This window comes from Mycolicibacterium arabiense, from assembly GCF_010731815.2.
Lineage (GTDB): Bacteria > Actinomycetota > Actinomycetes > Mycobacteriales > Mycobacteriaceae > Mycobacterium > Mycobacterium arabiense.
Genome location: NZ_AP022593.1, coordinates 3,787,664 through 3,800,695 on the forward strand (window position 1 = coordinate 3,787,664; position 13,032 = coordinate 3,800,695).

Genomic DNA, 13,032 nt, shown 5'->3' on the forward strand with positions numbered 1-13,032 from the left:
GAGTGTGAATGACGTCGTTCGTGAACTGGCTGCAGAATGACACCGCCGGGTTGCTGACCCTGGCCGCGGTCTCCATTGCGACCCTTCTGGTGCTGATCATCAAGTTGAAGGTCGAGCCGTTCATCGCACTGATCGTGGTGAGCGTCGCCGTCGCCCTGGTCGCCGGCATTCCGGTGGCGGAGCTGGTCGGCACCCCGGCGAAGTCCGGTGATTCCCTCCTGGAGAAGGGATTCGGCTCCATTCTCGGTCACATCACCGTGATCATCGGCCTCGGCACGGTACTGGGCGCGATGCTGGAACGGTCCGGCGGAGCCGACGTGCTCACCACGCGACTGCTGAGCCTGTTCGGACCCAGAGGCGCGCCGCTCGCCATGGGCGTCACCGGACTCGTCTTGGGAATTCCGGTCTTCTTCGACATCGGCATCTTCATCCTGGCGCCGCTGGTCTACGTCGCCGCCAAGCGTGGCGGGAAGTCGTTGGTGCTGTACGCAATGCCGATGCTGGCGGGTCTGTCGATGACCCATGCCTTCCTGCCGCCCCACCCCGGTCCCGTCGCCGCCGCGGGCCTGCTGAGCGTCAGCCTCGGCTGGATCATCATCATGGGGTTGATCTGTGGAATCCCGGCGTGGTTCGCCAGCGGCGTGGCGTGGGGAGCCTGGATCGGCAAGCGCGTCCACGTAGAGGTGCCCGAGGCGTTCGTTCCCGAAGAGGAACAGGCGGATCGGGCGAATCCACCGTCGCTGCTGTTGATCGCATTCATCATCCTGGTGCCGATGCTTCTGATCCTGGCGGCCACCCTCGCCGACGTCATGTACGACGACGGCAGGCTGCTGTCGGTGCTCACGCTGATCGGCAACCCGGCAATAGCGCTGACGATCGCCGTGATGCTTGCGCTGTACCTGCTCGGCATTCGACGCGGGATATCCGCTCAAGAACTGGCCAAGATCTCCGGGGTGTCCCTGCGCCCGGTCGGCATGATCCTGCTGGTGGTGGGCGCGGGCGCATTCTTCGGAGCAGTGCTGCGCGCCACGGGGATTGGTGATGCCCTCGCCGACTCGATGACCGCAATCGGTCTTCCGGTGATCGTCTCGGCGTACTTGATCAGCTGTGCGCTGCGGATCGCTCAGGGCTCGGCGACGGTGGCCATCGTCACGACGGCGGGCATCATCGAGGCCTCGGTTGCCGACGGTGCATACTCGCCGGCTCAGATCGCGCTCATCGTGGTTGCAGTGTCCGCGGGTTCGATCATCGCGAGCCACGTGAACGACGGGGGGTTCTGGATCGTCTCGCGCTACTTCAACATGTCCGTCAAGGACACCCTGAAGACTTGGACCGTGTTGGAGACGATCCTGTCCGTCGTGGGGTTCGCGATGGCGGGCCTGGTCTGGCTGGTGGTTTGACGCGCCACCTGCCCCGGGAACGCGCCGTCCTCAGCGACCGGTGATCTTGTTTGCGACCGTGGCGATCCGACTGGTGCGGCCCAGACCGTTCGTCTCGCGACGGTCCGCCGTCCGGTAGAGCGCGTACATGCTCTGCACGCCGAGCCAACGCAACGGCTCGGGCTCCCAGCGCCGCACCCGTCGACCGACCCAGGGGAGACGGGTGAGGTCGGTCTGGCGTTGCAGTACGAGGTCGGCCAACGTGCGGCCGGCGAGGTTGGTCGTGGTCAGTCCGCTTCCCACGTAGCCGCCCGCCGTACCGAGGCCGGTGGTGCGGTCGAAGTCGACCGTGGCCGTCCAGTCCCGCGGCACGCCGAGGACACCGCACCAGGCATGTTCGATCGGGACGTCGGCGGTCGCGGGGAACATGTCGTGAGTGAGCGCGGTGAGCGCGTCGATCGTCCACTGCTGCGTGGCGCCCCGGTCGTCGAGGCGAGAGCCGTAGCGGTACGGAATGCCGCGCCCGCCGAGAGCGATCCGCCCGTCGACCGTGCGCTGTGCGTACATGTATCCGTGCGCGTAGTCACCGAGCAATTCTGCGTCGCGCCAGCCGATTTGGTCGTGAACCTCCTCGGGCAACGGGGCGGTCACGATCATGGAGGAGTTCATCGGCAACCAACTGCGCTTCTGCCCTTCGATGCTGCCGGTGAATCCCTCGAGGCAGCGCAGCACGGTCGGTGCGCGGACGGTGCCCCGGTCGGTGACCGCCCGGCCCGGATCGATCCTGCCGACGGTGGTCTGCTCAAAGATCCGGACGCCGAGGTCGACCACGCTGTCCGCAAGGCCCTGCACCAACTTGGCAGGTTGCACCCGGGCGCAATGCGGGCTGAAGATGCCGCCGAGCGATCCGGCCACGCGGACCCGCGCGTCGATCTCCGCGCGGCTCAGTTCGACGAAGTCCATGGGGTCTGCGCCCCATTCGCGTTCGTAGCGCAGGCCGGCGTGCAGCCGTTGCAGCTGAGCCTGGTTGCGCGCGACGTGCAGTAGTCCGTCCTTCTCGATGTCCGCGTCGATGCCCTCGGTCTTCGCGACGGCGATCACCTCGTCGACGGCGTCACGCATCGCGCGCATCAGATCGATGACGCCTTGGCGACCGTGGGTCGAGGCATAGGCGTCTCGCGAGCCGGCCAGCTCAGCCGACAGCCAGCCACCATTGCGGCCCGAGGCACCGAAGCCGGCGAATTCCCTCTCCAGTACCACGATCCGAAGATCTGGCTGCTGACGCTTCAGGTAGTAGGCGGTCCAGAGTCCGGTGAACCCGGCACCGACGATGCACACGTCGGCTTCGAGGTCGCCGGGAAGCGCCGGACGGGGCTGGGGGAGCCCGATCGACCGGTACCAGAAGGACACTCCGCCGTTGACGGGCTGCTTGACGGTCTGCTGGCCTGACGACGCCATGTTGTCGTGCTCCTAGTTCGTTGCGGTGGTGGGAGTTCGAGGTGCCGGCTGCGTCTCGTCGACGGCGAGGACGGAGGCGTCCTCGCGGCGGAAGGTCAGCCAGACGGTGTCGTCGGCGTGCACGGGAGCCAGCGCGGCGCCTGCACTCTCGCGGACCAGGACCGTGCTGCCGTCGTCGAGGCGCACCTCGACCTTGCGCGCGTTTCCGAAGTAGATCTGCTGGATGACGTGCCCGGGAACGGCGTTGTCCGCCTGCGGTTCCGCGTCACCGGCGTGGATCGCGATCCGCTCGGGACGCACGACGACGGCCACGGTGCGCGAGTCGGGTAGGGCTCCGCGCGTCGCGGTCAGGGTGCGGCCGTGCGCCTGGACCCGACTACCGTCCAACGTGCCACGGAACAGCGACGACTCACCGACGAACTGCGCCACGAAGAGGCTGTTGGGATGCTCGTACAGGTCCGACGGCGTGCCGATCTGCTGAATGCGTCCGTCGTTGAACACGGCGACCCGGTCGGAGAGCACCAGAGCCTCGTCCTGGTCGTGGGTGACGTAGACGAACGTGGTGCCGAGGTCGGCGTGAATCCGCTTGATCTCCAACTGCAGGGTGTCGCGCAGCTTCTTGTCCAGCGCTCCGAGGGGCTCGTCCATCAGCAGCACGCGCGGGTTGTAGACGACGGCCCGCGCCAGTGCGACGCGCTGCTGCTGACCGCCCGACAACTCCTTCGGCTTGCGCCGGGCCAGGTGCTCGAGACCCACCATCGTCAGCGCATCGGCGACCATCTTGGCGCGCTGCGACTTGCCGATGGACCGCTGCTTCAGCGGGTACTCCACGTTGTCGGCGACGCTCATGTGTGGGAAGAGGGCGTAGTGCTGGAACACCATGCCGATGTCGCGCTTGTAGGGCGGCAGGTCGGTGACCGGGCTGCCGTCGATGGACAGTTCGCCCTCGGTGACGTCGACGAATCCGGCGATCATGTTGAGCGTCGTCGTCTTTCCCGACCCGCTGGGACCGAGCAGGGTGAGGAACTCGCCCGGACGCGCGTCCAAGTCGATGGCGTCGACGGCCGTGACGGAGCCGTACCGCTTGACCAGGCCCCGCATCGTGATGGAAGCGCCATGCGGCGCGCGGTCATCGGACACGATTCCTCCTGATGGCGAAGATGCTGGCGAGGATGGTCAGTGCGGTGGTGAGCGCCAGGATCACCGTCGCCGCGGCGGCGATCGTGGGGTCGGTGTCGCGGGTGACCGACGAGTACATCCGCACCGGAAGCGTTTGCAGGTAGGGGCTTTGGATGAACAGCGACAGCACCACCTCGTCGAAGCTGGTCGCGAACGCGAACAGTGCCCCCGACAGGACGCCCGGCGCCACCTGCGGCAGCGTGACGGTGCGGAACGTCGTCCACTTGCTCGCTCCGCAGATCGCGGCCGCGTCCTCGAGCCGTCGGTCGAATCCCTGCAGGCTGGCGCTCACCGGGATGATCACGAACGGCAGGGCGAGCACGCTGTGCGCCACGACGAAGCCGAGCGTGGTGCCCAGCAGGTTGAGCCGCAGGTAGATCGCGTAGATGCCGATCGACACCACGATCACCGGGACGATCATCGGCGAGAGCAGCAGCGCGCGCAGGCCCTGATCGCCGAAGAACCGCGTCCGGCTGAAGGCCACCGCCGCCGCCGTCCCGCACACCGTCGCGACGACGGCCACCAGGAGGCCGACGCGGATGCTCGCCTCCAGCGACCAGAGCCACGACGGGTCGGTGAAGAAGTTGACGTACCACTGCGTCGACCAGCCCGTTGGCGGAAACCTGAACGACGGGAGATCAGTGAAGCTGAGCGGGATCACGACCAGCGACGGCGCGACCAGCCAGGTCGCGACTAGGCCGCAGAACACCAGGAGCGCACCGCGCCAGAACGTGCCGCTGCGCATCACGACGCCCGTTCCTGCCGAGATGCGCGGCGCAGCACGATCATCAGCACGGCGAGGACCAGGAAGGTCAGCAGCAGGAGCACCACGCCCATCGCCCCACCGCGGCCCCACTGCAGCAGACCGTTGACCTGGACGTAGATCTGCTGGCTGATGAGGGCGTTGTCCGGGGAACCGAGCAGCGCCGGCGTGACGTAGAAGCCAAGGCTGCTGATGAACACCATCAGGCATCCCGCCCCGATGCCGGGCATGGTGAGCGGCACCCAGATGCGGGTGAACGACGTCAGCGGCCGCGCGCCGAGACTCGACGAGGCCAGCACCAGCCGACGGTCGACGCCCGACATCACCGCGTACAGCGGCAACACCATGAACGGCAACAGGATCTGGCTCATGCCGATGACTACACCGAGGTTCGTCCGGATCAACTGCACGTCGCCGAGCCCGACGAGGCTCAACAGCGCCTGGGCGGGTCCGTTGTCCTGCAGCAGGATCACCCAGGCGAACGTGCGCACCATCAGGCTGGTCCAGAACGGGACGAGCACCAGCAGCGTCAGCGCCGCCCGCACCTTCGGCCCGAATGCGACCATGGCATAGGCGTACGGGTAGCCGAGCAACAGGCAGATGACCGTCACCTCGAGTCCGGTGGTGAACGTCCGCAGCAGCACCTCGCGCTGCACGGCGTCACCGGCGTACCAGGCGAAGTTGTCGAACCCGACCACCGGATCGGTGAACGCGCGCCACATCATCACGCCCAGCGGTGCCGCGAAGATGCCGAGCACCAACACGAGCGCGGGAGCCAGCAATGCGTAGGCGCTGCGCCGCCTCCGCTGGGCACCCGCCTCCTCGGCGCGCGACTGCGGCGGTGCTGCACCACCGGCGAGTACGTCGACTACGGTCATGGTCCGCTAGTCCCTTACTTGGCAAGCCAATCGGTGTATGCCCCGACCATCGCGTCGTTGTTCTTCGACCACCAGGCGAGGTCGATCGGGAAGCGGTCCGCGAGACGCTCGGGGGTCGTGGTGAGGTAGCTGGTCGCCAGGGCATCCAGTTGCGGCTTGGCGTCGACGTTGATCGGGCTGTACGAGGTGAGTTCGGTCAGCTTGGCCTGCTGCTGCGCACCCAGGTAGTAGTTGATCAGTGCCATCGAGGCCTTCGGGTTCTTCGCACCCTTGGGCACCGCGATCGTGTCCGCCTCGGGCATCCACTGATCCCACATGGGCGCGAACTTCGCCCCGTTCTTGACCGCGGAGTAGGCGCGCCCGCTCCACAGCAGCGCCATGTCGACCTGCCCGGCCTCGAGAAGCTGCTGGGCCTGGGCCCCGCTGTTCCAGAAGACGATGTCGCCGCGGATCGACGACAGCTTGTTCAGTGCGCGGGTGGCGTCGATGGGATACATCTGGTCCTTCGCGACACCGTCGGCCAAGAGTGCGCCCTCCAGTACGCCAGGGTCGAGTTCGCCGGCGATGCCCTGGATGCCGCGCTTACCGGGGAACTTCGTGGTGTCGTAGAAGTCGGCCCAGGTCTTGGGCGGGTTGGCGCCGTACTTCTCCGTGTTGTAGACCACGATGAGGCCGTAACCCATTGCGGGAACCGAACAGTCGTCGGTCTTCGCGCCGGGCGGGATCTTGCTGACGTCCACGATGCTGGTGTCGATGGGCATGAACAGCTCGCCACAGTGCTGGGCGGTGAAGACGTTGGTGGTGTCGATGACGTCCCAGGTGACGTTGCCGGATTCCACCTGCGACTTGATCTTGGTGCTCTCGGTCGGCCCGTCCTGCAGGATGCGCGCGCCGGATTCCTTGGCGAAGGGATCTATCGCGGCCTGCGTCTGCCCCTCCTGGAAGATGCCGCCGTAGGACACGAAGGTGAGGGTCACGCCGTCGAGCGCGCCGGCCTTGACGGTGCCTGCCTTCGGTGGCCCGCTACCGAGGTCGACGTCGGCACTTGGAGCCGGCCCCGACGAACACGCTGCGGTGAGCAGCACGGCAGCCACGCCGCATCCGACGGCCTTGAGTGCAGTGGACATGTGAACTCCTCCTGTGAGACGTGACGGGTGGTAAGTCTTTGTGGGTGTGATCATTTCGATCCCGCTCTCATGCGGTTGGGGGGCTGACGATCCATAGCAGTTCGGCGGACGCGTCGCTCAGGTTGTGCACGGTGTGCGGAATGGACGTCCGATATTCCGCGGAATCGCCGGCGTCGAGTTGGTGTTTCTTGCCGTCGAGTTCGAGTACCAAGCTGCCCTTGACGACGATCAGTACTTCTTGGGCGTCGCCGTGTACGTATGCCTCGCCCGCCGATCCGCCGGGGGCGAACTCGGCGGAGTAGACCTCGAGATTCATCAGGGGTTTCTGCGACAGCAGGTACTTGGCGCTGAGGTCGTCGACGTGGATCTCCGGCCGATCCGCCTTCCGCAGGATCCTCGCACCGTTGACGTGATGGTCGCCGAACAGGTCGGGGAGTTTGACTCCGAGTTCTTCGGCCAGGCGACGCAGCGTACCGACGCTGGCGTTGACCTGTCCGCGTTCCAGTTCGCTGAGGAACCCCGCCGAGATCTTGGCGCGGCTTGCGAGTTCCCGCAGGCTGAGCTTCCGCATGTTCCGGTATCCGCGTATGCGGCTGCCCATTTCGGTCTCGGTGTTCGACGACGGGGAGCCGGGGCCGCCGTCAGGCAGGGCCACGAACGATCATCCATTCTCCTACGTCAGAACCAATAGTTCGGTAACGGCGAACAAAATGTTCGGTGGTGTGTGACACTATGCCTGCCACCAAGCCGCGGCAACCGGAATCGCGAAAATCGCTCTCGCCAAAACAAAGACGCTCCGATTCCTGGCTGCGCATGGGTGTTCGACGACTCTGGGAAGGCCGACATGAGCGCACTGATCCATCTGCCCCATCGCACCGTCACCGGTGACCTCGAGGCCGCCGGCCGGCGCGCCGGCGCTGACAGCGGTGACCCTCGACTCAAGACCTTGGCGGCCGACTCGGGCACCGATGCACAGGTCGGCGTATGGGAGTGCGAGCCCGGTGGCTGGCCCGTCGTCGATCGACCGGACACCGAGACCTGCTACATCGTCTCGGGCCGCGCGAAGATCACCGACGACCAGACCGGACGCGTCGTCGAAGTGGGGGCGGGCGACTTCGTCGTCCTACCACCTGGGTGGACCGGTCGATGGGACGTGGTCGAGACGCTTCGCAAGGTGTACACCATCTTCTGAACGACCGGTTCATCTGGCGGAGAGAGGCATTCGTGAAGAGCATCGTGATCGGCGCGGGCGCGTGGGGTCTGCCCACGGCGGCCGAGTTGGCCAGCCGAGGCCACGACGTGCGGCTGGTCGACCGCTACGGGGTGGGTAATCCCCTGTCGTCGTCCTACGGCCCGACCCGGATGTGGCGCCTGGCCGACCCCGACCCATCGAGGGCGCGGCTCGGGCTGCGGGCGTTGGCGGCGATGAAGCGGCTCGAGGAGCGGACCGGTGCCACCGTCCACGAGGTGCGGGGCCTGCTGTGGCGGGACCCGCCGTCCAACCCCGCGCTCGCGGCGACGTGCGCCGGCCTGGGCATCGACCACGAGTGGGTGAGTGCGGCCGACGTGGGCGACCGTTTCCCAGGCTTGCGCGACGACGGCCGCGACGCAGTGTGGCTCCCGGACGGCGGGATCGTCCTGGCCGAACGGTCGCTGCGGGCGCAGTTCGAGCGGTTCACCGGCGCCGGTGGCCGCTTCGGTCACGCCCGCAGCGTCGTCGAGATCGAGGAGCGGCCGAACGGGCTGACGGTGACGTATTCGGACATGACCTCCGAAGATGCGGACGTGGTGGTGATCGCCGCCGGTCCGGAGTCGTCGACGTTCCTGCGGATGTTGGGCATCGACGTGCCGCTCTACCCGTACCTCGAGCAGGTGGTGCACTTCGGCGACCGCGACAGCGTGGCGCACACCGATGCGTTCCCCTGCCTGTTCGACGGCGAGGCCGAGGACAGGGCGGGCCGCATCTACGCGATGCCGACTCCCGGGTTGGGTTACAAGGTGGGTCTTGATCTGCCCATCGGCGACTACCAGGCGGGCAATCCCGATCGCACGCCGAGCACCGCCCGCACCGAGGTACTTCGTCAACGCATCGAGCGCGACTTCGCCGCGGTACCGGCGACGGTCGTCGACGCGCAGGTGTGCTGCTGGACCGACACACCCGACGGACAATTCATCCTGGATGCGCTGCCCAGCGGAATCGTCCTGGGTTGCGGGTGCATCGGTGAGGGATTCAAGTACTCCGCGCTGATGGGCGAGATCCTGGCGGACTTCGCAGAGGGTCGGCCCCAGGACGATGACGTGAAGGCCTGCAGCGTGACGCGTTTCGAGGGGCGTGCCCTCCTGGACCGATCGGGGCCGACGCCCGTCGGCTCACTCACGCGGGGCGCGCCCTAGCGAACGGCGCGGGCGGTGTTGTTCGACGATCTCTCTGACCCGCATCGGCAACCGGTGCGCCCGTGGCTCCACCTGCAGGACGACGAGATCGCGCCATCCGTCGTCGAGGCCGAACGGCCCAATCTCGTGGTTTGGTCATCGATCTGGGTGAAGCGCCCGGATGCATTGATTCGCTTCGACCTGGTTGCGGTGAAGGGCGGAACGGGTCTCACTTGGTCCCTGCGCGTTGACGATCCCCCACCAGACGAGCGCTTCACGAAGCACATGTGCCAGCGCATCGGCGAGCTGGTGAACGCCAACCTGCGGTACACGTACGGTCATTGACCCCAACGGTCAGGCCGCCGCGTCACCTTCGGCCAGTTCGGCGAGCGCCCGGGTGACCGCACCCCATCCGTCGAAGAAGCCGAGTTCCTCGTGGCGATCGCGAACGGCCGGGACGCCGTGGCGCACGACCGCCCGGTAGAGGGTCCCGTCCGAGTGGTCATCGAAGGTGATCTCCGCGGTCATGGACACCGGCTCCGGTGTGGCCGGTCGCCACGCACTGTCGACAGCGTTGGTGAACACGAGCCGGGAACCCTCCTCCACGACGAGGAACACGGAGTCCGTGTGCGGAACGAACCGCTCGCCGTCGTCGCTCATTCGAGTAACGAAGGCGCCGCCGGGACGTACCTGCAGTCGATCGACGCGCGTGAGGGTGGGGGCCGGCGTCCACCACCGGGCCAGCAGGGCCGGGTCCGTCCATGCGCGCCAAACCGATTGCCGGGGAGCGCGGATCACCCGCTCCACGACCAGGTCGAGTGTGGGGTCGATGGCATTCGTGCTCATGTTGTCTCCTCCGTGTCGGTGACGAGTCGTTCGAGTCGGTCGGTGCGGTCTTCCCATATGTGTCGCTGTTCGGCGAGCCAGTCGTCGACCATCGACAGCCGTTTGCGGTTGAGCGAGCAGGTCCGCACCCGCCCGGTCTTCGTCGTCGAGATCAACCCGCTGGTTTCGAGCGTGCGGACGTGTTTCATGAACGACGGCAACGCAATCGCGAATGGCCTCGCCAGCTCGCCCACACTCGCCGGGCCGCTGCCCAGTCGCCGAATCACTGCTCGGCGCGTCGGGTCGCCGAGCGCGTCGAAGAGGCTGTCCAGCTCCGCCTCGTGCTTAGCCATGAGGCTAAGTGTTGCACTACGGCATTGTTAGCGCAAGGGCTAAGTGTTGCTCGTCAGGGTAAGAGCGCGCGACGGTGCCATGAACTCGCGCGTCCCCGCAATGGTGGGCTTCACGCTCATTACCCCCATGTGGAGAACTCGGGACGGCGTTCATGCGGGAAGAATGGGTCTACCCGGCGCTCGGGGTCGGAATTACCCATATGCCGTCAGCGGGCCACGAGCAGATCATGCTCGACTACCGCGACTGCGGTCCCACGGGCGAGCCCAAGGTGGTGCACGTCGACCAGGAATTCGACCATCGAATCACCCCTGTGGCAGTCGATTTCGCTAGCTTCATTCGCGGACTCGGCTATCCCGACCAATTCGACTGAGGCCGGGAGAACGATGAGCCCGGTGAGAAGAAAGATATCCGGCGGCTTTCCGGGGATCACTTTCCACAAGCTTTATCGGTGACGAAAGAACGACGGTATCCGCACCGCCATTCGCTTAGTGCGGCTACGCATGATCCCTCCACGCACGCAGATGTAGTGCTCGGGCGGTTTATACCGGTAGAGTTCCGCGCTTGGGGGCGGGCGCGGAAAGGAAAGAAATGGCAGAACGCGTTATCCGCCAAGTCGTGGATGATATTGACGGAACCGACATCACCGATGGCGGCGGCGAAACCGTGGAGTTCTCGGTTAGAGGTGTTGCATACCGAATCGATCTCTCCGCGCAGAACCTGGCGAAGTTCGACAAGGCGTTGACTCCGTATGTCAAAGCCGCAGAGAAGGTTTCCGGCGAGGAGCGGCCCCGCAAGGCCAGCCGGAGGCGAAAGGGTGGCGGCAAGACGCAGTCGAGGACGCCACTGTCTTCCATCCGGGCGTGGGCGAATGAGAACGGCTACACCGTGAGTACACGCGGTCGCATTCCCGCCGAAGTGGTCGAGGCCTACGAGGCGGCGGAAAAGGGTTGACCCCTCGCTGGCGCGTACCCGGGAACGGGTGCGCCCAGCAGGGCCGGCCAATGAGAGCTCGAGTATCGCGTTTGATTCCGGAATGCCCAATCCGGGTATGGAGCGGTTCGCGACGTTCGGCCCACCCCCAGTGACGGAGGACCCATGACACTGCCAGACCCGCACTTGCCGTTGAACCCGGGCCACGTTCTGGACGACCCGCCGGAGGACGGGGCGCCGGCCGCGGATGGTGACGAATCGACGGATGCCGACACCGGCCCGGGCGCCGAGCCGGAGGGTTAGTCCTCCGCGCTCTTGAGAACGGCCAACACGGTGAGCGCGAGAATCTTCAGGTCCAACATCAGCGACCAATTCTCGATGTAGTAATTGTCGAACTCTGCTCGATCGGCTATCGAAGTCTGCCCGCGAAGGCCGTGCACCTGTGACCAGCCGGTGATGCCGGCCTTCACCCGATGCCGCTCGCCGTAACGTCGAACGTGCATCTCGAACATCTCGACGTACTCCGGCCGTTCGGGCCGCGGACCCACCAGCGCCATGTCACCGCGTAGGACGTTGATCAGCTGCGGTAGCTCGTCCAACGACGTCTTCCGCATGATCTTGCCAATCGTCGTTCGGCGATCGTCGCCTTCGACACCGCCGGGTGCCGCCCCCTCTTGCAGCGCGAAGGCCGCTTGGGCCGGGTCGAGCGGCCGCATGCTACGAAACTTCAGACAGCCGAAGACCTCTCCGTCACGGCCGACCCGATCCTGACTGAAGAAGATCGGCCCGCGTGAGCTGAGCTTCACCAACAGCGCAAGTGCGATGAAGACGGGCGAGATGAGCAACAGTCCGACCGCCGCGATCAGGCGCCCCAACGCATGCTTGACGGCGAACTGCCAACCCTTCGGATCGACGCGGCCGAGCACCATCAGCGGTACGCCGCCCAAATGCTCGATTCGCGTGCCGATGCCCACCGCGTCCATCACCCGGGGCACGACCCGCACGCGCATCCCGAGGTTCTGTGCCCGGTGCGCGACGCGCGCCAGCTGGTCGTCGGACATCGACGCGGGCGCGATGACGAGTTCCTCGGCCTTCGTTGCGCGTGCAGCGAATTCGAGGTTGTCCAGGGAACCGAGGTACGGGACGTCCAGTACCCCACTGCCGGACGGCTCGTCCGCATCCAAGAGGCCGGATGGCTCCAGGCCGTAGTCGGGCACCTGACGCATACGCGTGATGAGCTGACCGACCACCGGACCGGACCCGACGATCAACGTCGGCGCTCCGACCCGGTACCTACGCCGTAGGAAGCGGTTGCCCAGCGACCTGACGAGCCGGACCGCCGGGATCAGAACGGCGGCGAACACCCAGATGCGCACCACCAACTCGCCAGGCCGGACGTGGTCGCCGATCACGCCGCCTGCCGGAGTCTGAGGGACGAGCAGCAGCATCACCGTCAACGTCGCCAGGGCGGCGACTGCGACTGAAGTCTCCACCGGCTCGAACTCGTCCAAGAAACTGTCGTTCAGCTTCCGCCGGTACATCGACCGAGTGGCGAGTACACCGATGACCATCGGCACGAATATCCACGAGTAGAGACCGAGGTTGCCTTCTCGCACGTCACCAGCGATCGTCCAATGCGCCAGCAGAACCGCGGCGACGGCGTAGAGCACGTCGATCCCCACGGTGACCATCGAATACGTGGGATCGGACCGCACCCATTCGACCCAGCGGGGTGGCGCCGGTCGGGAGCCCTCCGACACGGCCGG

General features: G+C 66.3%; 16 protein-coding genes. 7 read left to right on the forward strand and 9 right to left on the reverse strand.

The features are described 5' to 3' along the window. The first annotated feature begins 8 nt into the window (after positions 1–8). Entirely contained in the window at positions 9–1,400 is a 1,392-nt protein-coding gene (locus tag G6N61_RS19765) for a GntP family permease (protein WP_163920161.1), read from the forward strand. A gap of 30 nt (positions 1,401–1,430) precedes the next feature. On the opposite strand, the gene G6N61_RS19770 is transcribed toward G6N61_RS19765, so the two are convergent. The 6 genes from G6N61_RS19770 to G6N61_RS19795 form a co-directional block, all read right to left on the reverse strand. Then, a complete protein-coding gene (locus G6N61_RS19770; protein ID WP_163920163.1) occupies positions 1,431–2,837 on the reverse strand; it encodes an NAD(P)/FAD-dependent oxidoreductase in 1,407 nt (468 codons plus the stop codon). Between the two features lie 12 nt (positions 2,838–2,849). Continuing rightward, a complete protein-coding gene (locus G6N61_RS19775; RefSeq protein WP_163920165.1) occupies positions 2,850–3,977 on the reverse strand; it encodes an ABC transporter ATP-binding protein in 1,128 nt (375 codons plus the stop codon). Beyond that, positions 3,967–4,761 (reverse strand): ABC transporter permease, encoded by a 795-nt coding sequence (locus G6N61_RS19780; RefSeq protein WP_163920168.1) that lies wholly within the window; start codon positions 4,759–4,761, stop codon positions 3,967–3,969. The genes G6N61_RS19775 and G6N61_RS19780 overlap by 11 nt, the downstream gene beginning before the upstream one ends. Continuing rightward, the gene (locus tag G6N61_RS19785) at positions 4,761–5,657 is read right to left on the reverse strand and encodes an ABC transporter permease (protein WP_163920170.1); all 897 of its coding nucleotides are present in this window, start codon (positions 5,655–5,657) and stop codon (positions 4,761–4,763) included. Before G6N61_RS19785 ends, G6N61_RS19780 begins: the two co-directional genes overlap by 1 nt. Positions 5,658–5,671: 14 nt before the next feature. Then, positions 5,672–6,784, reverse strand: a complete 1,113-nt coding sequence (locus tag G6N61_RS19790; protein ID WP_163920172.1) for an ABC transporter substrate-binding protein — start codon at positions 6,782–6,784, stop codon at positions 5,672–5,674. A 67-nt stretch (positions 6,785–6,851) separates the two neighbouring features. After that, complete coding sequence (locus tag G6N61_RS19795) at positions 6,852–7,439, reverse strand: type II toxin-antitoxin system RelB family anti-toxin (protein WP_163920174.1); 588 nt, start codon at positions 7,437–7,439, stop codon at positions 6,852–6,854. A 189-nt stretch (positions 7,440–7,628) separates the two neighbouring features. On the opposite strand from G6N61_RS19795, the gene G6N61_RS19800 reads away from it, so the two are divergent. The 3 genes from G6N61_RS19800 to G6N61_RS19810 are packed head-to-tail and all read left to right on the forward strand — an operon-like array spanning position 7,629 to position 9,502. Continuing rightward, positions 7,629–7,976: a cupin domain-containing protein gene (locus G6N61_RS19800; RefSeq protein WP_163920176.1), complete on the forward strand. Its 348-nt coding sequence runs from the start codon at positions 7,629–7,631 to the stop codon at positions 7,974–7,976. A gap of 32 nt (positions 7,977–8,008) precedes the next feature. Next, the gene (locus G6N61_RS19805) at positions 8,009–9,178 is read left to right on the forward strand and encodes an FAD-dependent oxidoreductase (RefSeq protein WP_235887197.1); all 1,170 of its coding nucleotides are present in this window, start codon (positions 8,009–8,011) and stop codon (positions 9,176–9,178) included. A gap of 15 nt (positions 9,179–9,193) precedes the next feature. Next, positions 9,194–9,502, forward strand: coding sequence for a hypothetical protein (locus G6N61_RS19810; RefSeq protein ID WP_163920181.1), 309 nt, complete (start codon positions 9,194–9,196; stop codon positions 9,500–9,502). A gap of 9 nt (positions 9,503–9,511) precedes the next feature. On the opposite strand, the gene G6N61_RS19815 is transcribed toward G6N61_RS19810, so the two are convergent. Together G6N61_RS19815 and G6N61_RS19820 are read right to left on the reverse strand one after the other, a co-directional pair. Continuing rightward, the gene (locus G6N61_RS19815) at positions 9,512–10,003 is read right to left on the reverse strand and encodes an SRPBCC domain-containing protein (protein ID WP_163920183.1); all 492 of its coding nucleotides are present in this window, start codon (positions 10,001–10,003) and stop codon (positions 9,512–9,514) included. After that, a complete protein-coding gene (locus G6N61_RS19820; protein ID WP_163920185.1) occupies positions 10,000–10,335 on the reverse strand; it encodes an ArsR/SmtB family transcription factor in 336 nt (111 codons plus the stop codon). Before G6N61_RS19820 ends, G6N61_RS19815 begins: the two co-directional genes overlap by 4 nt. Positions 10,336–10,487: 152 nt before the next feature. Between G6N61_RS19820 and G6N61_RS19825 the strand changes: the two genes are divergently transcribed. The 3 genes from G6N61_RS19825 to G6N61_RS19835 all read left to right on the forward strand — a co-directional run bounded on the left by G6N61_RS19825 (position 10,488) and on the right by G6N61_RS19835 (position 11,569). Next, complete coding sequence (locus G6N61_RS19825) at positions 10,488–10,706, forward strand: SMI1/KNR4 family protein (protein WP_163920187.1); 219 nt, start codon at positions 10,488–10,490, stop codon at positions 10,704–10,706. Positions 10,707–10,897: 191 nt separating this feature from the next. Continuing rightward, positions 10,898–11,287, forward strand: coding sequence for a histone-like nucleoid-structuring protein Lsr2 (locus tag G6N61_RS19830; protein ID WP_235887198.1), 390 nt, complete (start codon positions 10,898–10,900; stop codon positions 11,285–11,287). 144 nt (positions 11,288–11,431) lie between these two features. Next, positions 11,432–11,569 carry a hypothetical protein gene (locus G6N61_RS19835; RefSeq protein WP_163920189.1) on the forward strand — a complete coding sequence of 46 codons (138 nt, stop codon included), beginning with the start codon at positions 11,432–11,434 and terminating at the stop codon, positions 11,567–11,569. Here the strand turns inward: G6N61_RS19835 and G6N61_RS19840 are convergent. Beyond that, positions 11,566–13,026 (reverse strand): sugar transferase, encoded by a 1,461-nt coding sequence (locus G6N61_RS19840; protein WP_407666264.1) that lies wholly within the window; start codon positions 13,024–13,026, stop codon positions 11,566–11,568. The genes G6N61_RS19835 and G6N61_RS19840 overlap by 4 nt on opposite strands. Positions 13,027–13,032: the final 6 nt, after the last annotated feature.